The sequence below is a fragment of the Suttonella sp. R2A3 genome, from assembly GCF_021513215.1.
Taxonomy (GTDB): domain Bacteria; phylum Pseudomonadota; class Gammaproteobacteria; order Cardiobacteriales; family Cardiobacteriaceae; genus JAHUUI01.
The window spans coordinates 1,812,039-1,836,522 of record NZ_CP090975.1 but is presented as its reverse complement, the minus strand read 5'-3'; the positions used below and the strand labels follow the sequence as shown (position 1 = coordinate 1,836,522).

At 48.8% G+C, this 24,484-nt stretch carries 21 protein-coding genes and 1 riboswitch; of the genes, 5 read left to right on the top strand and 16 right to left on the bottom strand.

Features of this window, described 5'->3' with window-relative positions:
• Positions 1–2: 2 nt before the first annotated feature.
• Positions 3–797, top strand: a complete 795-nt coding sequence (locus tag L0B52_RS08825; RefSeq protein ID WP_235064356.1) for an ABC transporter ATP-binding protein — start codon at positions 3–5, stop codon at positions 795–797.
• Between the two features lie 75 nt (positions 798–872).
• On the opposite strand, the gene ilvC is transcribed toward L0B52_RS08825, so the two are convergent.
• From ilvC to metK, 14 genes are all read right to left on the bottom strand, one after another.
• Positions 873–1,886, bottom strand: a complete 1,014-nt coding sequence (gene ilvC, locus L0B52_RS08820; RefSeq protein WP_235064355.1) for a ketol-acid reductoisomerase — start codon at positions 1,884–1,886, stop codon at positions 873–875.
• Positions 1,887–1,905: 19 nt separating this feature from the next.
• Positions 1,906–2,412: an acetolactate synthase small subunit gene (gene ilvN / locus L0B52_RS08815; RefSeq protein WP_235064354.1), complete on the bottom strand. Its 507-nt coding sequence runs from the start codon at positions 2,410–2,412 to the stop codon at positions 1,906–1,908.
• Entirely contained in the window at positions 2,409–4,160 is a 1,752-nt protein-coding gene (gene ilvB, locus L0B52_RS08810) for a biosynthetic-type acetolactate synthase large subunit (protein WP_235064353.1), read from the bottom strand. Before ilvB ends, ilvN begins: the two co-directional genes overlap by 4 nt.
• A 262-nt stretch (positions 4,161–4,422) precedes the next feature.
• Positions 4,423–9,210, bottom strand: a complete 4,788-nt coding sequence (locus L0B52_RS08805; RefSeq protein WP_235064352.1) for an NAD-glutamate dehydrogenase — start codon at positions 9,208–9,210, stop codon at positions 4,423–4,425.
• Positions 9,211–9,446: 236 nt separating this feature from the next.
• Positions 9,447–10,043: a tol-pal system YbgF family protein gene (locus tag L0B52_RS08800; RefSeq protein WP_235064351.1), complete on the bottom strand. Its 597-nt coding sequence runs from the start codon at positions 10,041–10,043 to the stop codon at positions 9,447–9,449.
• Between the two features lie 9 nt (positions 10,044–10,052).
• Entirely contained in the window at positions 10,053–10,577 is a 525-nt protein-coding gene (gene pal / locus L0B52_RS08795; RefSeq protein ID WP_235064350.1) for a peptidoglycan-associated lipoprotein Pal, read from the bottom strand.
• A 57-nt stretch (positions 10,578–10,634) separates the two neighbouring features.
• A complete protein-coding gene (gene tolB, locus L0B52_RS08790) occupies positions 10,635–11,894 on the bottom strand; it encodes a Tol-Pal system beta propeller repeat protein TolB (RefSeq protein WP_235064349.1) in 1,260 nt (419 codons plus the stop codon).
• Positions 11,895–11,979: 85 nt separating this feature from the next.
• The gene (gene tolA, locus L0B52_RS08785; RefSeq protein WP_235064348.1) at positions 11,980–13,005 is read right to left on the bottom strand and encodes a cell envelope integrity protein TolA; all 1,026 of its coding nucleotides are present in this window, start codon (positions 13,003–13,005) and stop codon (positions 11,980–11,982) included.
• Positions 13,005–13,463 carry a biopolymer transporter ExbD gene (locus tag L0B52_RS08780; protein WP_235064347.1) on the bottom strand — a complete coding sequence of 153 codons (459 nt, stop codon included), beginning with the start codon at positions 13,461–13,463 and terminating at the stop codon, positions 13,005–13,007. Before L0B52_RS08780 ends, tolA begins: the two co-directional genes overlap by 1 nt.
• Positions 13,460–14,092, bottom strand: a complete 633-nt coding sequence (gene tolQ / locus L0B52_RS08775) for a protein TolQ (protein ID WP_235065485.1) — start codon at positions 14,090–14,092, stop codon at positions 13,460–13,462. The genes L0B52_RS08780 and tolQ overlap by 4 nt, the downstream gene beginning before the upstream one ends.
• Before the next feature lie 438 nt (positions 14,093–14,530).
• The gene (locus tag L0B52_RS08770; RefSeq protein ID WP_235064346.1) at positions 14,531–15,502 is read right to left on the bottom strand and encodes an ArsA family ATPase; all 972 of its coding nucleotides are present in this window, start codon (positions 15,500–15,502) and stop codon (positions 14,531–14,533) included.
• Entirely contained in the window at positions 15,502–15,783 is a 282-nt protein-coding gene (locus L0B52_RS08765) for a cory-CC-star protein (RefSeq protein ID WP_235064345.1), read from the bottom strand. The genes L0B52_RS08770 and L0B52_RS08765 overlap by 1 nt, the downstream gene beginning before the upstream one ends.
• Before the next feature lie 87 nt (positions 15,784–15,870).
• Positions 15,871–17,547, bottom strand: a complete 1,677-nt coding sequence (locus tag L0B52_RS08760; protein WP_409202343.1) for a carbon starvation protein A — start codon at positions 17,545–17,547, stop codon at positions 15,871–15,873.
• A 94-nt stretch (positions 17,548–17,641) separates the two neighbouring features.
• Positions 17,642–18,784 carry a methionine adenosyltransferase gene (metK, locus tag L0B52_RS08755; RefSeq protein ID WP_235064343.1) on the bottom strand — a complete coding sequence of 381 codons (1,143 nt, stop codon included), beginning with the start codon at positions 18,782–18,784 and terminating at the stop codon, positions 17,642–17,644.
• A gap of 99 nt (positions 18,785–18,883) precedes the next feature.
• Positions 18,884–18,983, top strand: a riboswitch (TPP riboswitch).
• Here metK and L0B52_RS08750 point away from each other — a divergent pair.
• From L0B52_RS08750 to acpS, 4 genes are all read left to right on the top strand, one after another.
• Entirely contained in the window at positions 18,967–19,935 is a 969-nt protein-coding gene (locus L0B52_RS08750; RefSeq protein ID WP_235064342.1) for a thiamine ABC transporter substrate binding subunit, read from the top strand. (Overlaps the previous riboswitch by 17 nt.)
• Positions 19,936–19,992: 57 nt before the next feature.
• On the top strand, positions 19,993–21,495 hold the full coding sequence (locus tag L0B52_RS08745; RefSeq protein ID WP_235064341.1) for an ABC transporter permease subunit: 1,503 nt from the start codon (positions 19,993–19,995) through the stop codon (positions 21,493–21,495).
• Positions 21,492–22,121, top strand: a complete 630-nt coding sequence (locus L0B52_RS08740) for an ATP-binding cassette domain-containing protein (protein ID WP_235064340.1) — start codon at positions 21,492–21,494, stop codon at positions 22,119–22,121. Before L0B52_RS08745 ends, L0B52_RS08740 begins: the two co-directional genes overlap by 4 nt.
• Positions 22,118–22,486 carry a holo-ACP synthase gene (gene acpS / locus L0B52_RS08735; protein WP_235064339.1) on the top strand — a complete coding sequence of 123 codons (369 nt, stop codon included), beginning with the start codon at positions 22,118–22,120 and terminating at the stop codon, positions 22,484–22,486. Before L0B52_RS08740 ends, acpS begins: the two co-directional genes overlap by 4 nt.
• 68 nt (positions 22,487–22,554) lie before the next feature.
• On the opposite strand, the gene L0B52_RS08730 is transcribed toward acpS, so the two are convergent.
• Positions 22,555–23,016 (bottom strand): peptidylprolyl isomerase, encoded by a 462-nt coding sequence (locus L0B52_RS08730; RefSeq protein ID WP_235064338.1) that lies wholly within the window; start codon positions 23,014–23,016, stop codon positions 22,555–22,557.
• A gap of 162 nt (positions 23,017–23,178) precedes the next feature.
• The gene (argA, locus tag L0B52_RS08725) at positions 23,179–24,471 is read right to left on the bottom strand and encodes an amino-acid N-acetyltransferase (protein ID WP_235064337.1); all 1,293 of its coding nucleotides are present in this window, start codon (positions 24,469–24,471) and stop codon (positions 23,179–23,181) included.
• Positions 24,472–24,484: the final 13 nt, after the last annotated feature.

The window sequence follows — 24,484 nt, the reverse complement described above, 5'->3', positions numbered from 1 at the left end:
CTATGATTGATGCGCAAAACCTCTTTAAAACGTTCAACCCCGGCACCCCATTAGAAAATCCTGTATTACGTGGTTTATCACTGCATTTACAGCAAGGCGAATTTGTCAGTGTGATTGGTTCCAATGGCGCGGGTAAGTCTACCTTACTCAACAGCCTAGCAGGTGAAGTGATCGTCGATTCGGGCAAGATTGAGATCGACGGCCAGGATCTGACTAAATTACCCACACACAAACGTGCGGCCAATGTCGCGCGCGTCTTCCAAGACCCACTCGCTGGCACCTGCGCGAATTTAACCATTGAGGAAAACCTCGCCTTAGCGTTTAAGCGCGGTGATAAACGCTTTTTATCGCCAGCGGTTAAGCGCAGCTATATTGGGCGATTTAAAGACAGCCTCGCGCAACTCGAACTTGGCTTGGAGAGCCGTTTACACGACCGCATGGGTTTGCTTTCTGGTGGTCAGCGTCAAGCGGTGAGCTTGCTGATGGCGAGCCTTCGTCCCTCGAGTATTTTATTGCTTGACGAACATACCGCGGCCCTTGATCCAAAAACAGCGGCATTTGTGCTGAAATTAACCGAAGACATCATCACCGAGCGTAAAATGACCACTTTGATGGTCACCCACAGTATGCGCCAGGCCCTGGATATCGGCACACGTACCATCATGCTCCACCAAGGACAAGTGGTATTTGATATCAGCGGTGAAGAGCGCGAAGGCTTAGAAGTCGCCGATCTGTTGCGCCTGTTTGAGCGCCAACGCGGCGAAGAAGTCACCGACGACGCCCTGCTGCTGTCTTAAAGCGATTATTTATTTAACGCATCAAAAAACGCCCGATCAGAAAACTGAGCGGGCGTTTTTTGATGCGCGTTTGGCTTAGTTTTTCTCTTGATCGACCAAGCGATTGGCTTTAATCCACGGCATCATCTCGCGCAATTTGCCACCGACCACTTCAATCGGGTGCTCTGCGTTCAAGCGACGGCGTGACGTCATTGATGGTGCACCAACCTGATATTCAGAAATAAACTGCTTGGCGTATTCACCATTTTGGATATTCTCTAAACACTCACGCATCGCCCATTTGCTTTCTTCGTTAATCACGCGTGGGCCGGTGACGTATTCACCAAATTCCGCGTTGTTAGAAATCGAGTAATTCATGTTGGCAATACCGCCCTCATAAATCAAATCAACGATCAGTTTTAATTCGTGCAAGCACTCGAAATACGCCATCTCTGGCGCATAACCGGCTTCAACCAAGGTTTCAAAGCCCGCTTTAATCAGCTCAACCGTGCCGCCGCATAATACCGCCTGCTCGCCGAACAAATCGGTTTCGGTTTCTTCACGGAAAGTGGTTTCGATGATCCCAGCTTTACCGCCACCATTAGCAACCGCATAGGCAAGCGCCACATCGCGAGCTTTGCCACTTTCATCTTGATGAATCGCGATCAAATGGGGCACACCGCCACCGCCTTGATAGGTCGAACGCACCGTATGACCTGGTGCTTTAGGAGCGACCATAATCACATCTAAATCCGCACGCGGCTGTACTTGACCATAGTGCACATTAAAGCCATGCGCAAAAGCCAGAGCAGCGCCTTGTTTAATATCCCCTTCAATTTGCTGATACACCGCAGCGATCGACTCATCCGGTAACAAGATCATCACCACATCAGCGCCTTTTGCCGCTTCGTTAACTTCTTTAACCGCTAAACCTGCGTTTTCGGCTTTTTTCCAGCTCGCGCCATTTTTGCGCAAACCAACGACCACATCAACGCCAGATTCATGCAAGTTATTGGCGTGTGCGTGCCCTTGCGAACCGTAGCCGATAATCGCTACTTTCTTACCTTGTAATACCGACATATCGGCGTCTTTATCGTAAAAAACCTTCATCCTAACTCCTAATAAACAATTACATATCTAAACATTTGCCCGAACCAGTAACCGCCACGCCAGTGACGCCAGTACGTGCTAATTCACGAATGATGCTTTGATCAAGCATCGCCAAAAATGCATCTAATTTGCGCGGTGAACCGGTCAGCTCAACAACCAGTGTGGTCGGACAAATATCGACCACTTTGCCACGAAAGGTATCGGCAAGCTGCATGAACGTGCTGCGGTTTTTATCATCGGCGATGATTTTCACCATCATCATTTCCCGATCAATCAACTCGTGCTCTTGGATTTCCACCAGCTTAATCACATCAATGAGCTTATTGAGCTGCTTGTTAATCTGTTCCATGATTTGGCTGTCGCAGTGCGTAACCAAGGTCAGTCTTGAGATAGAAACGTTTTGAGTTGGGGCAACGTTTAAGCTTTCGATATTAAAGCCACGCGCTGAGAATAGACCCACCACACGTGACAGGGCACCAGCTTCGTTGGCCATCAACACCGAAACGACATGTCTGCGTGCATTCATACCAACACCATCCCTTCATTAAATACCGATTTCATTTTATCGCGTCCAGCAAGCAGCATATCGGCTTGCCCACCCCCTGACGGAATCATTGGGAAGACGTTCTCGCGCGGATCCGTTTTGATATTCACAAAAACCGTTTCGTCTTTCATCGCGATCACTTCACGCAGCTTGTCTTCTAATTCGCTGGCGTGTTCGATGTTGATCCCGCGATGCCCATAGCCTTCAGCAAGCTTGGCAAAATCTGGCAAAGCGTCCATATAGCTCATCGAATAACGACGGTCGTAGAAAAACTCCTGCCACTGACGCACCATCCCCAGATACCCATTGTTTAAACAGATAATTTTGGTCGGGATGTTATATTGCAACGCGGTGGTCATTTCTTGCAGCATCATTTGAATACTGCCTTCGCCGGTAATACAGTACACATCCTCATCAGGACGTGCCAGTTTAGCGCCTAATGCAGCCGGGTAACCAAAGCCCATCGTGCCCAGTCCACCCGAATTAATCCAGCGCCGCGGTTCATGAAATCCGTAATATTGCGCTGCCCACATTTGGTGTTGGCCAACATCAGAGGTAATAATTGCCTTCCCTCCGGTCAACTCATAGAGCGTTTTGATCACCCGTTGTGGCTTAATCACTTCATCGGTCTGTTCAAAATCGAGGCATTCAATCGCACGCCATTGATCGATCTGTGACCACCAAGGCGCTACCTGCGCCTCATCAAAAGTTTTGTCTTCGGTTAAGCGCAACATCTCACTCAACACTGATTTTACCGAGCCAACGATTGGAATATCAACCTGCACATTTTTCGCAATCGATGATGGATCGATATCGATATGGATGATCTGCGCTTTCGGGCAGAATTTTTCCAACAGTCCGGTAACGCGGTCATCAAAACGCGCACCAATGGCAAACAACACATCGCAGTGATGCATCGCCATATTCGCTTCATACGTGCCATGCATGCCGAGCATGCCAACAAACTGGGGATCATTGGCTGGATAAGCACCTAAACCCATTAAGGTATTAGTCACTGGAAGATGAAGCCGGCGCGCCAGCGTAGTCATCTCATCGCTGGCATTATCAATCACCACGCCACCACCGGAATAGAGCATTGGGCGCTTGGCGCGCTTAAGCAATTTCAGCGCTTTTTTAATTTGTCCGATATGCCCATCAACGGTTGGTTGATACGAGGGAATATGCACCTCATCGCTATAGAAAAATGGTGTTTCAGCGGCTGTGACATCTTTAGGCACATCAATCAACACCGGTCCGGGGCGTCCGGTGCTTGCGATATAAAAGGCTTTTTTAATCGTTTCCGCAAGCTTGCGCACATCTTTAACCAAATAGCTGTGCTTGACGCAAGGGCGGGTAATCCCCACCGCATCGACTTCCTGAAACGCATCGTTACCAATTAATGATGAAGGGACTTGGCCCGAAAACACCACCATCGGAATAGAATCCGCATAAGCGGTAGCAATCCCGGTTACCGCATTGGTCAGCCCGGGACCAGAGGTCATTAAAGCAACACCAACTTTTCCGCTAGCGCGTGCATAACCATCGGCCGCATGCACTGCGCCCTGCTCATGGCGCGCCAACACATGCACGATATCGTTTTGTTTGAACAACACATCATAAATATGCAGCACCGCCCCACCAGGATAGCCAAAAATATACTCTGTCCCTTCAGCTTTTAATGCTTCAATGATGATTTCCGCACCATTTAAGCGGTGTTTTCGTGTTGCCATAATGTCTTAACCCCCGAAACCGACCGTAAAACCTTTAACATTACTTTGAGATCTGTGAGTGGTCAAGCTTAAAACGCGAAAAGTACCGAAAAACTTATGTTTCTCTGGCCATGGTTATTTTTTAGCGTCAGTTCCTGCAGTGTTTACACACAGAAACTGATGTATTCTTAATCTTGAACACGCTTAGCTACGCGCTGAACCGATCATGCAGTTACATGGCCCGATTCAGCGCTAGCCAAGCGGTTTGCGTGTTTTTACAGCATCAATGAACTTCGGCTAGTGCTGCAATTTCACCCAGCACAACAGACAAGGTCGCCAGATCAACATCACGTTGTTCTAACTCATTGATTGCCTGCGCTAAACGCTCAATATCATCATGGCGCGAAGCAGCCCATTCATCGATGCCAGGAGCATCTTCAGCAAGCAAGTTTTGCGCGATGCTACGCAACGTAGCATAGAAGCTGTTGAGCTGCGCGGTGCGTGCTCGACGTGCCCAATAGTCATCTGCTGGCAATTGGTTGATTTGTTTTAACAACCAGCCACCTTGCAAGCGTTGTTGCACCGCAAAATAAACTTCAGCGACCTGATTAATATCGCGTTCACTCTGCTCAGTGATCAACACCACATCAAGTGCGGCAAAGCTCAATGGCAAGGTTGCCAGCGCACGCGCATCACTTTCAGTAAGACCTAAGTTAAGCAATTTCTCGCTTTCGCTATCAATCCGTTTGGCAAATTTCTGCGCTAAGAAGCCATCGTCACCAGTCAACGCTTCTACCGCGCCACTAAAGCGCTCTACCATCACTTCAACATCGATCGGTGTATTTAAGTTGCGCAAGAACCAGAACATCGCACGCTCAAGTAACTGGCGTACGGTTAATTCCAGCTCAATCTGCTTATTGGCATCGATCTTATTGTCCATCGCTTCAATCATGCGCCAATAACGACGCACACCGAAGACTTCACGCGCCAAGGCGTAGCTGCTGGCAATTGAGGCCACACTTTCGCCGGTTTCTTCAACCGCACGGAAAACAAAGCTAATCCCCATGCGGTTGACCAGACTGTTAGTGAGATAGGTACAAATAATCTCTCTGTGCAGGCGGTGATCCGGCATGCTATCGCTAAAGCGCTCATGTAAGGTTTGTGGGAAGTAGCGTGGTAATTCACGGCGGAAATACACATTATCCGGCAGGTCAGATTCGAGTAAGTGGTCATAAACCCACATCTTCGAATACGACAGCATCACCGCCAGCTCTGGGTTGGTTAACCCTTGACCGGCTTTCTTACGCTGCTCGACTTCGGCGTCTTCAGGTAAGAATTCGATCGCACGATCCAATCGACCTTCGCGCTCAAGCTGATGCATGATGCGTACATAATCACCGATTTTCTCCGGACGATACGCGCTCACTTCAATAGTCTGCGGCTGCATATAGTTTTGACGCAACACCAAATCGCCCACTTCTTCGGTCATACTGGCGAGCAACTCATTACGCTGTTTTTGCGTCATATCGCCTTGCTCAACGATCTTATTGAGTAAGATCTTAATATTGACCTCGTGGTCAGAGCAGTTCACACCGCCTGAGTTATCGATCGCATCGGTATAGAGGCGTCCACCAGCAAGCGCGTATTCAATACGCCCACGTTGGGTCATCCCAAGGTTACCGCCTTCACCGATAACCTTCGCGCGAATATCACGGCCATCAACGCGTAGGTTATCGTTTGCACGATCACCCACTTCACCATGGCTTTCTTCGCTGTGTTTCACATACGTGCCAATACCACCATTCCAAATCAAATCGACCGGCGCTTTGAGTAGCTGATGAATCAGCTCGGTTGGGGTTAATTTATCTTCTTCAATCGCAAAGACTTCTTTCATCTCTGGGGTGATCGCAATCGATTTCTCAGTACGTGAAAACACCCCGCCGCCTTGACTGATCAAGCTCGCATCATAATCGGCCCAATTCGAGCGTGGCAAGTTAAACAAGCGATCGCGTTCTTCCCATGAACGCGCTGCATCAGGAGCAGGATCGATAAAGATATGTAAGTGGTTAAACGCTGCCTGCAAGCGGATTTTGCGTGAGCGCAACATGCCGTTACCAAACACGTCGCCGCTCATATCGCCAATACCGACCACATTAATCTCATCGCGTTCCTGGATATCTTTACCCAGCATACGGAAGTGGCGTTTTACCGATTCCCAAGCGCCGCGGGCAGTAATGCCCATCGCTTTATGGTCATAGCCCACTGAACCACCAGAAGCAAAGGCGTCATCCAGCCAGAAGCCGTATTCTGCTGCCACGCCATTGGCAATATCCGAGAAGCTCGCGGTGCCTTTATCCGCCGCGACCACCAAATACGGATCATCTTCGTCATGGCGCACCGTATCCGCTGGTGGCACAACTTTGCCTTCAACCAGGTTATCGGTGATATCGAGCATACCGCGAATAAAGGTGCGATAACATGCCTTCCCTTCTTCCATAAACGCGTCACGCCCTTCAGTTGGCGTTTTAACGATGAACCCACCTTTTGAACCAACCGGTACAATCACCGCATTTTTCACCATCTGTGCCTTAACTAGGCCTAAGATTTCGGTACGGAAGTCTTCCATACGATCCGACCAGCGCAGACCACCACGAGCGACTTTACCACCACGAAGATGCACGGCTTCAACGCGTGGAGAATAGACAAAGATCTCAAACATCGGCCGTGGTTTTGGTAGATCTTCGATTTCAGAAGCAGCAAATTTGAACGACAGGCGGTCTTTACGCGCGCCGTTTTCATCACGCTGATAGAAGTTTGTACGCAGCATTGCGTTAATCAGGTTTAAGAACCAACGCAGAATGCGGTCTTCATCAAGACTGCTGACCTGTTGTAGTTGTGCTTCAATGTCTGCACGCTGCGCCGCAACCGCCTTATCACGACCATCATCCTTCTTAGGATCCATCCGTGTGTGGAACAGTCCGATCAACGCTACCGCGATATCCGGGTTTTGATTGAGCGTTTGTTGCACGTATTCAGCAGAGAATGGTGCTCGCGCCTGCAACATATAGCGCGATAAGGCACGTAATACCACCACATCATCGACATCTAATTCGGTGGTCAACACCAGTTCATTAAAGCGATCACTTTCAACCGATCCGCGCCAAACGCGATGGAAGCCTTCTTCAAATTGCTCACGAACGACTTGCATATCTACCGCTTGTGCTTGACGCAACACCAAATCGTATTCTTGCATCCACAGCGAGCCGCCATCGCCGGTTTTAAATGAAAACGGATGGGCATTCGATACCGCCACACCAAAATTCTCCAGCATCGGCAGAACCTGCGAGAGCATGCTTGGCTCGTTAATCCCATAAAGCTTTAGATGCAGCTGATCGCTGCGCTCACCGGCTGATTGATAGAGATAGATATCTAGGTTTTGCGTTTCATTGAGCGCTGCTAAGCGTTTGGTGTCATGAATCGCGGTACGCGTTGAGTAGATATCACGATAAGCCGCCGGGATACCGTCGCTAAAGCGCTGCAATAAGCGCTTACCTTCCACTTCGCCAAGCGATTCAATCACTCCCCGCTCATAATTATCACGCCAATCACGCATCGCCATGATTAACTGCTTTTCTAACGCCGCACGATCAAATGATTTAATTTTGCCCGGCGTGGTACGCACATGCACATGCAAACGCGCATGATGGATATCGTTAAATTGGGTGTTAAATTCACACGACGCCCCACCAAAAGCCTCAAGCAAAATATTTTGAATTTTAACGCGCAGCGCAGTATTAAATTTCTCACGTGGCACATAAACCAGACATGACACAAAGCGCTGATAATGGTCAACACGCGTAAATAAACGCAGGCGCTTTTTATCTTGCAAATGCAGGATACCCATTGCCATCGGATAGAGCTCATCAATGGTCGCTTGAAAGAGATCATCACGCGGTAGCGTATTTAAAATATGCAGCATTTTTTTATACGCATGGCCATTTTCCGGGAGTTCCGCACGATCCAATACCTGGTTGGCTTTTTCGCGTAACAAAGGAATATGATCCACCGATAACTGATACGCCGAAGCGGTCAAAAGCCCGATAAAGCGGTATTCACCAATCACATTACCATCAGCATCAAAGCGTTGGATGCCTAAGAAATCCATATACGCTTTGCGGTGAATCGTTGACAGGTGGCTCGATTTTGAGAGTAATAGACCCTGTGGTTCGAGCACCATCGCTTTGAGATTAGATGGCAGCTCAGCAAAGCTCTTTGACGGACGGTCTTCATCAACCCCATCGAGCATCCCCAAGCCGGTACCGCCAACCACATGTAGCTCAACGTCGTCTTTACCTTGTGTTATGCGGTATTCACGGAAACCGAGGAAGGTAAAATTACCATCCAACATCCAATCGACAAACGCGACCATTTCATCTTGACTAAACGGACAACCTGGCAGATTTGCAGCAGCCAATTCATCACGCACCTTTGAAAGCTGCGACTGCATCGGCTGCCAATCGTCGGTGACCTTATCAAGCAACTGAATTTGTTCTAACAATGCGGTTTTGATTTGCGTTTGCTCGGCTCTCTCTTCCTGGCGATCGACCTCACAATAAATCACCGATAGGTAGCGGGCATCACTGCTGTGGGCGATATCAACATCCTGAATCTCACCGGCGTCATCACGGGTTAATTCAACGATGGTATGAAGCAAGCGATGCATCACCAGCCCTTCTGCCTCCAAGCACATTTGCAAGGTATCGACTAAAAATGGGCGATCACGCATCACCAACTCAATCACGGTATGCGGGGTGTGGAAATGATCTTCCTCAACGGTGGGATTAAACACACGCACCTGTGGCGCCTGACCATCATAACGCTGAAGCAGCGTAAAATGCGTAAGCAAATTGCCGGCCAAATCCGCATCGCTCATTTGCTCTGCTTCATCAGCGGGCAATTGGGTGAGATACGCACGCGCAAAGGCATTTAAGGCATCTTGTTGTGATGCTGAAACAAATTTCCCGGCTAGAGTAACAATCTCGCTAAAGCGTTTATCGTTTAACGTACTCATGGCTTCTCCTCTTTGTAATTATTCAATCATTCTACGGCAACGCTATTGTATTTGATTATGCTGTACAAGCTGTGCCAGCGACAATAAACGTGCGTTAAGTGTATTGATTGCCATCAAAGCTGGTTAGACTTTTGAAGGCATGAACTATCAGTGACTAACTTATCCCAAATCTGTAGGTAAGGTTCAACCCTCCCTTACGCATGCAAGGGAAGGTCTAAATAGTGGTGGTTTAATGCTTACTGACCGGCAATCGCACTCACGCCATCGCGTGCTAACACATCAGCATCCGCGCTGCGTCCTGAGGCACGTAACGATTCAATAAGCTTTTCTAGCACCATCGGTGCACGCTCGCTTTGCGGCATATCACGCAAATATTGACCGTAATAACGACTGGCCATTTGGTAGTTGCGCTGGGTGTAATGCGCATCAGCCAACCAGTAACGTGCTTCTACAGCACGCTCACCACGTCCATTTGATTGAAACGTCTCTAACACACGAATCGCACGATCAACATCACCGGCTTTGTATAATTCCACACCTTGATCAAGCCCATCTTTGCTTGAAGGTGGCGGAGCATAGCCATCAATCGCTGAATCATCGTACACCCCGCTACGACGCTCGGAAGGGATGGCGGTGACACCCGTAGGCACATTAATCCCCCCACGAGCGACTTTTTCACCGATGGCTTTTTGTTGTGTTTCCAGGGTAATCACACGATTTTGTAGATCTTGTAGCAAGGTCGTATTGGCTTGTAATTGCGTTTGCATATCGCCCGTCGCACAACCGGTAATAAGCAAAGTACTGGTGAGTCCAATCATTAATTTCTTCATCATCACACCCACTTAATAAACAATCACAACACGACGGTTACGCGCATAACTGTTTTCATCAGAACCCCAAACGGCCGGGCGCTCTTCACCATAGCTCAAAACGCGCATTTGGTTCGCATTGACGCCATTTTGCGCAAATACATCCTTAACCGAATACGCACGACGCTCACCTAAACCAATATTATATTCACGTGTGCCGCGTTCATCAGTGTGGCCTTCAAGAACCACGGCAGTTTGTGGGTTATTTTTCAAATACGCCGCATGTTGGGCAATCACATTATGCGAGCGGTTATCGATGCTGCTGCTATCAAAGGAGAAATAAATCACGCGGTCTTTCTCAGTCGCCGCTGGGCCACCAACGACATTCACGCCATAAGTTGGGTCATCGTAGAAATTGCCGTAGCTGCCGCCGCTGCCATTACCATAAGAATCGCCCTGACCACCGTAGGGATTTCCATTACCCATAGCGCCATTTTGGCCACCCTCAACTTGATACGGTTTACTACAGCCAGCGAGCACCAATGCAAATGCGGCCATAAACCAAATTGTCTTTTTTTCATCATAATCTAGTCCTTAAATCAAAATATCAGCAAATTAATTACGAGTATCCGGGCCCCAGGCTGGATCACGCAGACGACCTGCAGGATCCGCCAAGGTTAACGCTTCACCGCCCTTGTGATTAATCATCTTCAGTACGGAACGCCCGCCTTCTCGGGTAGCATAAACAATCATCTGGCCATTCGGTGCAAAGCTTGCGCCTTCATCTAAACGCCCTGAAGTCAACGCCTCAAAACGCCCGCTGGCAAGATCATATAAACCAATTTGATAACCACCGCCGGTTTGACGGGTGAGCACCAACGAATTGCCATCAGGTGAAATATCGCCATTGGCGGCAAATCCATTACCAACCACTACACGCTCGGCAGCGCCGCCATTGCGACTGATGCGATAAATTTGCGGACGCCCTGCACGATCCGAGGTGAAATACACATAACGTCCATCAGGTGAAAAAGCCGGTTCTGTATCGATCCCGGCATGCGTGGTTAAACGCATTTTGTTGCCACTGGCTAAATCGATGACATAGATATCGGGGTTATTATTGCTTGATTGTGAAAAAGCGATCGACCTGCCATCGGGAGAAAACGCAGGTGAAGAGCTGATGTCATCGCTTTGCACTAGCACACGTTTTGAACCACCGCTGATATCTTGTACAACAATCTGTGAACGGTTATCAGCGTACGTCATATAGGCAATATTTCGCCCATCTGGCGACCAGGTAGGCGAGAGAATGGGCTGATTACTACTCACTACCTCACGACGATTCGCCCCATCCATATCAGAAACCATCAGGCTATAGCGTCGAATATCGCCTTTATCTTGCTCCAAGATATAGGCGATTTTTGTCGCAAATGCGCCACGCTTACCCGTGAGTTCTTCAAGAATACGGTCGGCGATTTCATGGGCGAGCTGTCGGTCGTTATCGGCTTTAACTCGATCATTGAGCAACACCTCACGCCCAGTCACATCGCTTAATACAAACTGCGCCTCATGACTGCCTTGCATGCGGCCTAAGCTCAGGTAATCGATGTTTTTCTGACGAAACGCGTCATAATCGATTTCTTGAGGCGAATTGGGCCGCATATTCAGCGAACTGGGATCAATAGGCTGCAGCACCCCACTTTTATATAAGTCGGTGGAAATAATATAATCAATTTTTGCACCGTTATCGTCTGTAAACGGCAGGACAGCAATCGGCTGCGCGGCGCGTTGTGCACCACTCACATTAACCACCACCTGCGCTTGCAGCGGCAGGCTCATTACACACGCCGCTGCTAAAAGCCATTGTCGCATCATTTTCACTCTTCTCTCCTCATCCGTGACAGTCCCTATATGATAATGGCCTGTCGACTATAAATCATTGGATTACCGATATTTCAGGTTACGGATTAAATTTAAACAAAATCCCTTCCTTAATCACGTCATCACGTAGCGGCCGATAATCTGGTAGCGGCAAAGGTGAGGCATCGCGGACCGCGTTACGTGCCGCGATATCAAATTGTTGATAGCCACTAGAGCGTTTTACCTGCACATCTAACACGTTACCTTGTGCGTTCACATAAATCACCAGCTCTGCGTGTAAATTTGTTGGTGTATTATCGGGCAATCGATAATGGCGCTTAGTCACACGCTCAATTAACGTTTCATAAGCACTTAATGCACTATCATACACCGAACCATCGCGTGCATCTGCATCGGCTTGCAAGCTGGATTGCAAACCCTCTAAACTCGGTTCATCGGCATTCATCGCCGCGAGTTTTTCTTCTAGTTGTCGTGCTTCTTCGGCTTTCTTACGCGCAGCTTCTTCCTCTGCCTTTTTGCGTGCTGCCTCTTCAGCGGCTTTTTTCTTAGCTTCTTCTTCAGCCTTTTGACGTGCCGCTTCTTCAGCAGCTTTTTTCTTAGCTTCCTCTTCGGCCTTTTGACGCGCTGCTTCTTCGGCAGCCTTTTGTTTAGCTTCTTCTTCAGCTTTCTTCTTCGCCGCTTCTTCTGCGGCTTTTTTAGCCGCCGCAGCTTCAGCAGCTTGTTCTTTAGCGGCCTGCTCTTGCGCTTTTTGACGCGCTGCTTCTTCTGCTGCTTCACGCTTTGCCGCTTCTTCCGCTTCTTTCTGTCGACGCGCTTCTTCCTCTGCGCGACGCTTCGCCTCTTCTTCAGCACGAATAGCGGCTAAGCGCGCATCTTCTTCGGCTTGTTTTTTCGCTTCGATTTGATCAATGGTGCGTTGAAGCGTGGCGCCATCAACAAGTTGTGCCTGAATTGGCTCACCAGCAGGGTTATTCTGACCCGTAGACGGGTTAAGCATCTCGCGCCCGACCCAAAACACCGCCAGCAACAACGCAACGCCAGTAAGCAACATCAGCCAACCAGCAAGATTTTCGAGTAAATAACGAAAAAAGCGCCGCGAAGACATTAAGGCACCTCGTTTTCTAACGGATCCGTCGATAAGCCCACATTCGGGGCGCCACCTGCTTGTAAGTAGCTAATACCTGAAACAATATCGGCGTAGCGCGCACCTTGATCCCCACGTACCAATACCGGTAATGCCGGGTATTGTTTGAGTGCTTGTGCGGTAATCTCGGTAATCGCTTCTTTACCCAACGGCGCTGCCGGATCATCGGCCCAACTCAAAAACATCTGCCCAGAGTTATCAACTGTAAGCACCAACGGCAACACATCCAAATCGGCATCGTCAGGCATTTCGAGCACATCGGCTGGCGCATCAGGCAAATCAATTTCTATCGCCTGATTGATCAACGGTGCGGCGATCATAAAAATAACCAGCAACACCAACATCACATCAATATAAGGCACAACATTCATATCCGCTTTAACGCGGCGATTGCGGTTACGGCGGCGCAATTTCATCATGGCTTTGCTTTCATTTTGCTTTTTGCAGCCAAGATTTGCCGCTGCAAAATATTCGAAAATTCCTCGATAAACGCCTCGTACTCAACCGATAGACGATCCGAGTGACCAATAAAGAAATTGTACGCTAATACTGAAGGAATCGCCGCCAACAAACCAATCGCCGTAGCAATCAGCGCTTCGGCAATACCAGGAGCCACGCTGGCAATACTCGCCTGTTGCGTACCCCCTAAGGCAATAAACGAATTCATGATCCCATAAACCGTACCCAACAGCCCGATATACGGTGCGGAAGAGCCGAAGGTCGCGAGCATATTGAGGTGATTTTCCTGAGTTCGGCATTCGCGGTTCATCGCCGCTTCCATCGCGCGACGACAATTTTCAACAATCGCATCCGGCGATTCCAAATGGGTTTGTTTGAATTGTTTGAATTCACGAAACCCTTCAATAAAAATCCGCTCGACGCTTTCTGGGTCGCGCTCGAGATAGTGTTCATAGAGCTGTTGTAAATCACGACTGCGCCAGAACTGCTCATCAAACTGTTTTGATTTTGATTTTAGCCGTTCAAACTGCACCCATTTTTTGCCGGTCATAAACAACGTCAGCAAAAACATCACAAATAACAGCGCCATTAATACCTGCACAAAAATACTGGCATTGGCAATCAAATGAGGAATAGACAAACCGCTTTGCAAAGTGCTCTCCCAATCATGCTAAATGCTGCCCATTATATAGGAAGCATCGCTTAATGTGTGATGAGAGACACGCAATGAATTTACTCATTAAACGATATTTAGATGAGGGTTTTCAAACAGTCGCGTATCTGAAATACTTCACAAAACAGCAAAAGAATCTTCTACGCAAAACTTCCCTTGGCAAAACACCTTATTGAACCGCAACTTAGCTCATTGCTTAAAAAACAAGGTGTTTAGTATGAAGTAATCACTTAAACCTTAGTATTAAAAAAAGCGCCCAAAGAGCGCTTGATTATTGAGCATAATCTATTCTCTTGGCGCTTAATAAAAATGATTACCACTCATTCAGACCCATCTTAGAAGCGATATCGCCTGTTAGCTGACCCTTTGTGACCAAAAACCAGCTAACGCCTGCACACCACGTACATCATTGCTATGCAGGTGGACGTGCATTTTCTCGATATCGGCAAAATGTGCATCAATGTCCTGCAAAATCTGGCGCTGACGGTCCGCACGTTGCTGCCAAAATGCGTCATTTTGTTCGCTATCAATCACTTGATTAATAAACAACCCTGCACAGGGCAAATCCACCGAGGCAAGCTGTTGCACAGCGCGTTGCGTTTCGAGTAGCGGTAAATGCTCGGGAATCAGCACCAAGACAATTGCTGTTTGCGAGGGATCGTGCAAAATATCGCGTGCCTCGGCAAATAACGCACGCCGCTTCTCGAGCACACGCACCGCACTCCCCCAGCGGTCTTCATGGGCACTCTGCAGTGGGTTCGGAAAATCTAACGCTTCTGCCGCACCGCGTAACTTGCTTTGACGACGTTGCTGGGCAAGTAGTCCATCAGTCCACGCCTGCATCATTTCTGGCAAGCTCAATAGACGCAAAGTATGCCCCGTCGGTGCGGTATCAAAAATAATTTTGTCATAGCCTTCAGCGCGTGCATGAATCAGCTCGCGACAGATCGCTTCAAGCATCGCAGCTTCTTCCGCACCAGGGGCATGGTGCGAGAGCTTTAGAAACTCACGCAACTTGGGCATCATATCTGGGTTGGTATAAGCCGCAAGGGTACGCTCAATCTGCGCGAAATGCTGATGAATTAAACGATTGGGATCAAGCTCGATCGCCGTAAGATAATCATCAATAGTCGTGGCTTCATGCGATAATTTTGTCGCAAACGCATCACCCAAACTGTGCGCCGGATCGGTGGAAATAATCAGCGTTTTGCGCTTTTGTTGTGCAAAATGCACCGCCAAAGCCGCTGCGCTAGTGGTTTTACCCACCCCGCCTTTGCCGCCGACAAAAATCACCGAATGGGCATCAAGGGTTTGCAGGAGTCCCATTAGCAACATCCAAAATGATCAAATGGGGATTTTTCAATCCCCATACGGGTATGCCAGTCGTGGAACTGCTCAAGAAAGATCGGTTGTAATTCCAAAGCATAAAAAGCCACAGGATTAGGTACCCCTAAACTTTCAGCAAACAGCATCATCATGAATAAATCTTCTTCATCTCGCGCGGCTCGAGCAAGCGTTTGACGGTAAGGGGCATAATAGAACTCATGCAACCCATCAGAAAACGCTTGCCATTTCTCTCGCCACGCTTCAAAACTAGGTTTACTCATATAATCAGCCTTACCATTTCCAAAACTGACCTAAATTGATCCCTCCCTGCACCATTCATCAGAAAGGTGCAGGAAGGCGATCAAACATCAAGCGGCGTTATTGGCTTTTTTTGGCCACTCTTTGCGCAGCACTGAAGCACATTCTAGTGAAACCAGTATCGCGGCTACGAGAATAATCACATCGAGCACCAACAGTAGCCACTGCTCTTTAGCGTAGAAGCTTCCGAGCTGGGTGACTAAAGCCAACATGGTCATCAATAACAAGAAGACCATTGGCAACAAGGTGTACCAACTCTTAATACCACGACGCAGCAACATCACTGATACGATCAACAAAGTCAAACCTGCCATCAACTGGTTGGTTGTGCCAAACAATGGCCAGATGGTTAAACCACCAGCGCCATCGCTACCGCCAGTACCAAAGACTAACAAGACACAGATAATGACTGCAGCTAAGGTAGCAATCACACCGTTATTGAGCACAGGCAAGCGATAAATCTCACCAAATTCTTGAACGATATAGCGTTGTAAACGCACCCCAGTATCCATAGTAGTACCTGCAAAGAGCGCCGCCATAACCGTGAGCATAGTGACAGATAATTCTTTATCTAAGCCCACACCTTGGTTCATGATTTCCGCGCCACCTTGGATAAACGCACCCACGCTACCTTTACCAAAGGCGCTATAGACAGCTTCCCAATCAGCGAGCGCAGCAAAACCAGCAGTAGCAGCAATGATCGCACTTAATGCCAACATCCCTTCGCCTACGGCACCAAAATACCCGACAAAGCGAATATCGGTTTCTTTGTTAATTTGTTTGGCTGTGGTACCTGCCGATACTAAGCCGTGGAAGCCGGAAATAGCCCCACAAGCAATCGTCACAAACAACAGCGGCACAATCGAAGGCGTCCCATCTGGCAGGTTCTGATTGACCGCAGGAGCAACCACATCTGGTGCAAAGAGAAGAATAGAGACATACAACACACCCAGACCGACAAATAACTGCAGACCGTTAATATAATCACGCGGCTGAAGGAGCATCCAAACCGGTAACAGTGAGGCAATCGCTGCGTAGGTGAATAGAATAATGATCCACCAGCCAATATCACTCATGCCAAGCATTTCGCTAGGTAAAGTAATCGGCACTTTTGGCCCTAACCAGATTAAGAAATACAGCGCGACCACGCCAACAATTGACACTAGCGGTAGTGAAAGCTTATAACGATAAATCGCCTGGCCAATCATAAAGGCAACAATGAGCGCACCCCAAACAGGCACAACCGCTGATGGCGTGCTCACCATCATCCGTGCGATAACCGTACCAAAAGCGGTGTTTACCATCAGCAACAACAGGAAGATAACAATCATCAGCAAGGCACGCGCGCGCCCACCAACCACGTTACCAACAACCGCGCCCATCGATTGCCCACGATTACGCACACTCGCCCAAATCGCCGCCATATCATGAACACCAGCCATAAAGATGGTGCCTAAAATGACCCACAAAAAGGCCGGCAACCAACCCCAGATGACCGCAATCGCCGGACCGATAATCGGTGCAGCACCCGCTACAGAAGTAAAGTGGTGTCCCCACAATACGTATTTATTGGTCGGCACATAGTCCACACCATCTTGCATGGCATGCGCCGGCGTTTCAAAAGTCGGATCTAATTTAAAGATTTTATTGGCAATAAAACGTGAGTAAAAGAAAAACCCTCCCGCCATACCTGCAAGGCCGACTAACAAGAGCACTACACTATTCATCATCATCTCCCTATCTTAAAGTAATATGTATTGAATATAAACTCAGCTTATTATGCCGTAAAAATGCGATCTTTCAATCTTTTGTGAAACGCGGTTATGTTAACGCCTCCGCGCGGTCGGTTTTCTCCCAGCTAAATTCAGGCAATTCGCGACCAAAATGGCCATAAGCTGCGGTAGGTTGATAAATCGGTCGTACCAGATCGAGCATGTCGATGATCCCGTACGGGGTGAGATCAAAATTCGCACGCACCCGTTTGATGATTTCTTCATCCGCGATATGGCCAGTGCCAAAGGTATTGACCCAAATTGAGGTTGGCTCGGCAACCCCAATCGCATAAGAAATTTGCACCTCACAGCGATCAGCCAAACCAGCGGCAACCACATTTTTCGCCACATAGCGTGCCGCATAGGCCGCACTACGATCCACTTTCGATGGGTCTTTACCAGAAAATGCACCACCACCATGGTGCGCTGCGCCACCATAGGTATCAACAATAATTTTGCGTCCGGTTAAGCCACAATCGCCCACCGGCCCGCCGATGATAAATTGCCCCGTCGGATTAATGTGGTAGCGCGTTTTATCATCCAACCATTCGCTCGGCAGCACCTGATCAATAATCAGCTCGCGTACTGCTTCGCACAAATCATCTTGTTTAATATCTGGATCGTGTTGGGTGGAGAGTACGACGGTATCAATACCAACGATATTGCCGTCTTGATAGCGAAACGTGACCTGACTTTTCGCATCTGGCCGTAACCACGGCAGGACCTTTTCGCGTCGCAGTTGTGCCTGCCGCTCGACTAAACGGTGGGCGTAGGTAATTGGTGCTGGCATCAGCGTTTCGGTTTCCCGACACGCATAGCCAAACATCAACCCTTGATCGCCTGCACCTTGCGCGCGTGCCTCATCGCGATCCACGCCTTGGGCAATATCCGGCGACTGTTTACCAATCGCATTCAGCACCGCACACGTCGCACCATCAAAACCTACATCCGAGCTGGTATAGCCGATATCTTGAATGGTTTTGCGCACCAAATCTTCTAGATCAACCCAGGCACTGGTGCTCACTTCGCCAGCGACCACCACCATACCGGTTTTAATCAGCGTTTCACACGCCACGCGTGCGTGTTTATCCTGCTCTAAAATCGCGTCCAGGACGACATCAGAAATCTGATCGGCAATTTTATCAGGATGCCCTTCAGATACCGACTCAGAAGTAAAAAGGTAACTACTCATACTCAGACCCTCATGCAAATAGCGCTATAGTAGAACGCAGCAGGCAAGGATGCAAAGATTTATTGCCCGTTGCGTTTACGACGCTGTTTTTTTCAGGCATGATAATTAAAGGGGTGCTGCTTATTCTGAGCGGCTGAGAACACACCCATTAACCTGATGTAGATAATCCTACCGGAGGGAACATGAAACGCATCATCACAGCAACGATTGCGGCCTTGTCGATTCAAGCCAACGCCACCCAACTCGACATCCTAACCTACAGTTCGTTTAACTCCGACTGGGGGCCTGCGCCAAAAATTACCGCTGCATTTGAAGAAGCTTGCGACTGTACAATCAATTGGATCAGCGCCGAAGACAGCGTCATGATGCTGCGACGCTTGCAGCTTGAGGGCGAAGCGTTGGATGCGGATTTGATTATTGGCTTGGATAATCAGAGTATTGCAGAAGCCCTTGATACGGGCCTTATCGCGACACTCAACACCCCAATTTCCACCCGTTTTGGTGAAACTAAACAAGCGGTGCCTTTTGATTTTGGCTATTTAGCGTTTGTTACCCGCAAGGATGCTACCTTACCAAGTTTTGACAGCTTGAACGCACTCGCAAGCGCTGACAACACCTTTACGATTGCCGTAGAAGATCCGCGCAGCAGCAGTGTTGGCGCTTCCATGCTTGCTTGGGCAGAAAGCGAAACAACAGATGCTAAAACATTCTGGACAAACATCAAACCAAAGCTTTCTGCCGTCACCGGCGGCTGGTCGGAAGCCTATAGCTTATTTACCAATGGTGAAGTGGATATGGTGCTGAGCTACACCACCTCACCTATCTATCATCAGATCGTTGAAAACGACGACCAATATACTGCGCTGATTTTCGACCACCCACATTATGAACAAATCGAATACGCGGTGGCCTTAAAGCAAGCCGATGAGGCCGCGCTAGGTGAAGCGTTTTTACGCTATCTGACTGCCCCTGCAGTGCAAAAGGAAATTGCTTTGAGCAATTGGATGTATCCGGTTGTCGACAACGTACCCCTTCCAGATACCTTCAACAACGCACCACGCCCACAAGGGATTAATCTCGCGCCAAAAGACGTAGCGCAGAAGATGCCGAGTTGGTTAGCGACCTGGAAAAGCGTACTGCTCGCACCTTGATAACAGCTCAAACTTTCTGTTCATAGATTCGCAAAACACTCGTCGCAGCAATCATCCATGCACATTAGCGCCCATATCGCCCGCACGTTTATCGCAGGCTTATTGCTTGCCACCTTGTGGGTGGTGTGGCGTTACGCGCCGAGCGAGGCGAACTTATTTCAGCTATGGCAGGATCCATGGATTGCCCACACCATTAGCTTCAGCTTAAAACAAGCGGTTCTTTCCACCCTAATCAGCGTGGCTTGTGCGCTACCGCTACTATGGGCGGCGCTTTTTGGTCGTTGGCAATGGTTGCGCCACTTACTGCCGCTCACCACCATCATCCCAACGCTGATCTTTATCCTCGCGCTGATCCAAATCAGCCAGAGTGTCACCAGCTGGCTCGATAGCGGCTGGCGATTACGTGGTTTTCACGGCATCATCATCGCCCATGTCGCACTCAACGCGCCACTCATTGCACTACTGCTACTACCAAGCGCTGAAGCAGTTCCTGAGCACTACCGACGCCAGCGTTTGCTGCTGCGCTTACCACGCCTGACCTACCTATTTCAGGTAGTTTTACCGCTACTACGTCCCGCTCTAACGCATGCAGCTGGCTTGGTATTTATGCTGTGTTTTACCAGCTTTACCGTACTTTTAGTGCTGGGTGGTAATCCGCGTAATGCCAACCTCGAATTAGCCATTTATCAGGCGGTTAAATATGAATTCAATCTTCCTTTGGCTGCACAACTGGCACTTGTGCAAACCTTGATGTTATTGGTTTTACTCGCCTTATTACCCAGCAAAGCGCCAACGTTACGCCATCAGAGCCCGGCAATGCGCACACCCACCCTAGCGGCCACTTGTGCTGAGAGCATCGCCATTTGCATCATGCTCTTGCCGCTATTGGTCATCGCCATCAATGCGGTGGCGCATTTTAACCCACAGCCACCTATAGCACTATGGCGTGCCACCGGCAATACGTTCTTATTAGCAGCGATTGTTGCCCCATGTGCGACCGCCTTACATATTTTGCTCGCCAAAACGACCATCGGCCGGCCAATACTCAGCAAGTTCAACCGTCAGCTGATCCACGCAATTTATTTAGCGCCAGTGCTGATCTTATGTTTGGGTCTGTTTTTATTACTCAAACCTTGGACCAATGCATTTCGCCATCCATTGATCCTCAATACGCTGTTATTAATTTTGATTTGCCAACCGTATCTTTATAAACTTTCCTATCCACGCTGGATCAGCCATGGGGCGCGTTATCAACGCCTCACCCGCAACCTACACCTTTCGCCATGGCGTAGCCTTTTTCAGGTCGACCTTCCTGCGCTTACCCCACTGCTTGCCAAAGTGTGTGGTTTTGCGGGGATTATTGTTGCCGGAGAAGTCGCGATTATCAGTTTTTTCGGCGGCCATAACGTGCAAACGCTAGCCTCGTATTTAGTCGCTGAACTCGGACACTACCGACAGGCCCAGGCCTGGCAAACAACCACGGTGTTTATCCTCAGCGCTGCCCTGTTATTTATTCTGCCCCAGCTCATCGTTTGGCTATGGCAGCGGAGAAAACGATGACCCTATTAGAATGCCGCGACCTACACTATCAATTAGGTGATTTCCAGTTAACCGCGCAATTGAAGCTTGAGCAAGGTGAGCGCTATGTATTACGCGCGCCCAGCGGCAGCGGCAAAAGCACCTTCTTAGATTTAATCGCTGGTTTTATTACCCCGAGCAGCGGTGAGATACGTTACGGCGGTACGTCTTGGCAGAACAAAAAGGTTGAACAACGACCGGTGAGTTACCTTTTTCAACAACACAACCTCTTTGATCATTTAACCGTGGCGCAAAATCTAAAGCTTGCTGCGAAAGATGGCGATTTTGCTGCACTACTCGATAGCGTTTCTCTGCCTGCAAGCTATTTAAAAAAACGCCCGCATGAGCTTTCTGGCGGCGAACAACAGCGGGTAGCGCTTGCGCGAACGTTATTACTTAATCGTCCGATTGTTCTATTAGATGAACCTTTTTCAGCACTCGATGAGTGCACCCGAAAGCACGTCAGCGACCTCACCTACCGCTTACAACGCGAACACGGCTGGCTATTGCTCGCAGTTTCGCATGAGGCAGACGACATCACAGCCCTTGACGCTCAGGCGCTAACCATCGACAATCAGCACGTGATTTTTAATTCTGACCTGACATGATTGGCACCGACATTATCGATAAACGCCGTATTGCCCATAGCCTTGAAGTACACGGCGAACGCTTTGCCAACAAAGTGCTCCACCCAAAGGAATGGGACGGTTGGCTGACCAGTAAAGATCCAACCCGCTATTTAGCGATGCGTTGGGCGGCTAAAGAAGCGTTGAGTAAAGCGCTCGGCACCGGCCTGCGCTCACCCGTATTGATGCCGGCAATCTGTATCACTCATAACGAACTGGGCGCGCCCGGCTTTGCGGTCTCTGAAGCGATCGAGGCGCTGATTCAAGCACGCGGCTATTCTAAGATGCACCTAAGCCTCAGCGATGAACGTCACTATATTGTCGCTTTTGTCTTATGCGAAAAATAAAGCCATATAGAAGCCTATAAAAAAAGCCCCACATATGGTGAGGCTTTTATAGCATGAAGCTGGCGTGATTAGTTAGGCATCACAATCTGTGGGCCTTTATCTTCACCATCTTCAACGTTTTCAATATCAACGCTGAAGTGCAGGGTTTCACCAGCCAGTGGGTGGTTACCATCAATCACCACCACGTCTTCTTTGACTTCGGCGACAAAAACGGTCACAGGACCTTGTGGGGTTTCCGCTTGTAACGGCATGCCTTCTTGCAAATCAGGAATGTCTTTGAGTTGCTCGCGAGGCACTTGTTGCATCGCTTCTTCTAAACGCTCACCGTAAGCTTGTGCTGGCTCAATCACCACATCAACATGCTCACCTGCAGTTTTACCCATCAGCGCATCGTCTAAACCCGGGATGATTTCACCCGCACCAGAGGTAAACGCTAAAGCTTCACGGCCTTCTGAGCTATCGAGCACTTCGCCTTGTGGGTTAGTAAGGGTGTAATGAATACTAACTTTACGACCTTTTTCAATTTGCATAAATATCCTTGTTTCCTTGAATGATAGATAGCCGCATCAACATATTATTGATTACCCGTAGGCAATTGTGACTATCGTTATAACCAACGCGCACCCTAACACAACCCTGATTAATCACCAAATAAAGATCGGCAACGATAGTTGATTTAATCAATCACTTTTTTATAGGTATTTTAAATAAGGCCGAGAGTTGCGCTGGTAGTTATACGCCTGACGCTTCGCAATCGGCAGATCGTCGATACCAATGGCAGCAAAACCGCGTTCTTCAAACCACTGTGCAGTTTGCGTGGTGAGAATAAACAGTTTACTAATCCCTGCTTCACGCGCTTGTGCTTCCAGGGCATCAAGTAACTTATCAGCACGCTGGTTTTGCCGATAATCCGGATGCACTACCACACAGGCCAGCTCAGCGGCTGATTCCTGCGGATAAGGATAAAGCGCGGCACAACCGATAATGCTGTGGTCGCGCTCAAGTACATAAAAATGCTCAATTTCTATCTCTAGATGTTCGCGCGAACGCTTGACCAAAACACCTTGCTGCTCAAGCGGACGTATTAAATTGAGTAATCCACCGATGTCATCAATCGTTGCCTGGCGCAGGTTGTCATAATGATCACCTGTGACCATCACCCCATTACCATCACGGGTAAAGAGCTCTAAGAGCAAGGCATCTTCGTTATCGCGCTCAACTAAATGCACGCGGCGAATCCCGGATTCACAGGCAATAGCCGCCGCTTTAAGACGCTGACGCAGCCATTGCCCTTCGCCATCATAGGCGCGCGCCTGTTCAGGCGTGAGCTGTCGCGAACGTCCTTCATCGATATACGGCACAACTCCATCACTGACAAAAATCAGCTTATCTGCGCGCAACGCCTGCGCCACCGAAGCCGCAACTTCTTCAGAATTGAGGTTATACACTTCACCGGTTGGTGAATAGCCGAGCGGCGAAATCAATACCACATCACCTAGTTCAAGATGACGACGAATACCGGCCTCATCAATGCGGCGAATTTCGCCAGCAAAGGCAAAATCATGCCCATCGATAACCCCTACGGGCTTTGCGGTAATAAAGTTCCCACTTACAATCCGCACTTGTGCGTCTTGCATCGGCGAATTAACCATCCCCATCGACAGCGCCGCTTCAATACGTAAACGTAAGCCCCCGACTGCATCAAGAATTTCCGGAATCATCGCTTTGGTGGTGATGCGTTTATCATCGATGATTTGTGAATCAATATTCGCTCGCGCCAGATGCGCATCAATTTGCTGACGCGCACCGTGCACCAACACCAGATTGATGTTGAGGTTGTGCAGCAGCGCACTATCGTGGAGTAATTTCTTTAAATGCGGATGATGAATATCCCCATCAAAAGCGATGACGAACGTCTTATTACGGTGACTATGGATATACGGCGCCGCATGACGGAAAAACGATAAAAACGGATGATGGGTCATGGGCGCAGTTTCC

Coding starts and splice junctions, on each gene's coding strand:
- L0B52_RS08825 (WP_235064356.1), top strand. CDS start 3: ATGATTGATGCGCAAAACCTCTTTAAAACGTTCAACCCCGGCACCCCA.
- ilvC (WP_235064355.1), bottom strand. CDS start 1,886: ATGAAGGTTTTTTACGATAAAGACGCCGATATGTCGGTATTACAAGGT.
- ilvN (WP_235064354.1), bottom strand. CDS start 2,412: ATGAATGCACGCAGACATGTCGTTTCGGTGTTGATGGCCAACGAAGCT.
- ilvB (WP_235064353.1), bottom strand. CDS start 4,160: ATGGCAACACGAAAACACCGCTTAAATGGTGCGGAAATCATCATTGAA.
- L0B52_RS08805 (WP_235064352.1), bottom strand. CDS start 9,210: ATGAGTACGTTAAACGATAAACGCTTTAGCGAGATTGTTACTCTAGCC.
- L0B52_RS08800 (WP_235064351.1), bottom strand. CDS start 10,043: ATGATGAAGAAATTAATGATTGGACTCACCAGTACTTTGCTTATTACC.
- pal (WP_235064350.1), bottom strand. CDS start 10,577: ATGGCCGCATTTGCATTGGTGCTCGCTGGCTGTAGTAAACCGTATCAA.
- tolB (WP_235064349.1), bottom strand. CDS start 11,894: ATGATGCGACAATGGCTTTTAGCAGCGGCGTGTGTAATGAGCCTGCCG.
- tolA (WP_235064348.1), bottom strand. CDS start 13,005: ATGTCTTCGCGGCGCTTTTTTCGTTATTTACTCGAAAATCTTGCTGGT.
- L0B52_RS08780 (WP_235064347.1), bottom strand. CDS start 13,463: ATGATGAAATTGCGCCGCCGTAACCGCAATCGCCGCGTTAAAGCGGAT.
- tolQ (WP_235065485.1), bottom strand. CDS start 14,092: ATGGCGCTGTTATTTGTGATGTTTTTGCTGACGTTGTTTATGACCGGC.
- L0B52_RS08770 (WP_235064346.1), bottom strand. CDS start 15,502: ATGGGACTCCTGCAAACCCTTGATGCCCATTCGGTGATTTTTGTCGGC.
- L0B52_RS08765 (WP_235064345.1), bottom strand. CDS start 15,783: ATGAGTAAACCTAGTTTTGAAGCGTGGCGAGAGAAATGGCAAGCGTTT.
- L0B52_RS08760 (WP_409202343.1), bottom strand. CDS start 17,547: ATGAATAGTGTAGTGCTCTTGTTAGTCGGCCTTGCAGGTATGGCGGGA.
- metK (WP_235064343.1), bottom strand. CDS start 18,784: ATGAGTAGTTACCTTTTTACTTCTGAGTCGGTATCTGAAGGGCATCCT.
- L0B52_RS08750 (WP_235064342.1), top strand. CDS start 18,967: ATGAAACGCATCATCACAGCAACGATTGCGGCCTTGTCGATTCAAGCC.
- L0B52_RS08745 (WP_235064341.1), top strand. CDS start 19,993: ATGCACATTAGCGCCCATATCGCCCGCACGTTTATCGCAGGCTTATTG.
- L0B52_RS08740 (WP_235064340.1), top strand. CDS start 21,492: ATGACCCTATTAGAATGCCGCGACCTACACTATCAATTAGGTGATTTC.
- acpS (WP_235064339.1), top strand. CDS start 22,118: ATGATTGGCACCGACATTATCGATAAACGCCGTATTGCCCATAGCCTT.
- L0B52_RS08730 (WP_235064338.1), bottom strand. CDS start 23,016: ATGCAAATTGAAAAAGGTCGTAAAGTTAGTATTCATTACACCCTTACT.
- argA (WP_235064337.1), bottom strand. CDS start 24,471: ATGACCCATCATCCGTTTTTATCGTTTTTCCGTCATGCGGCGCCGTAT.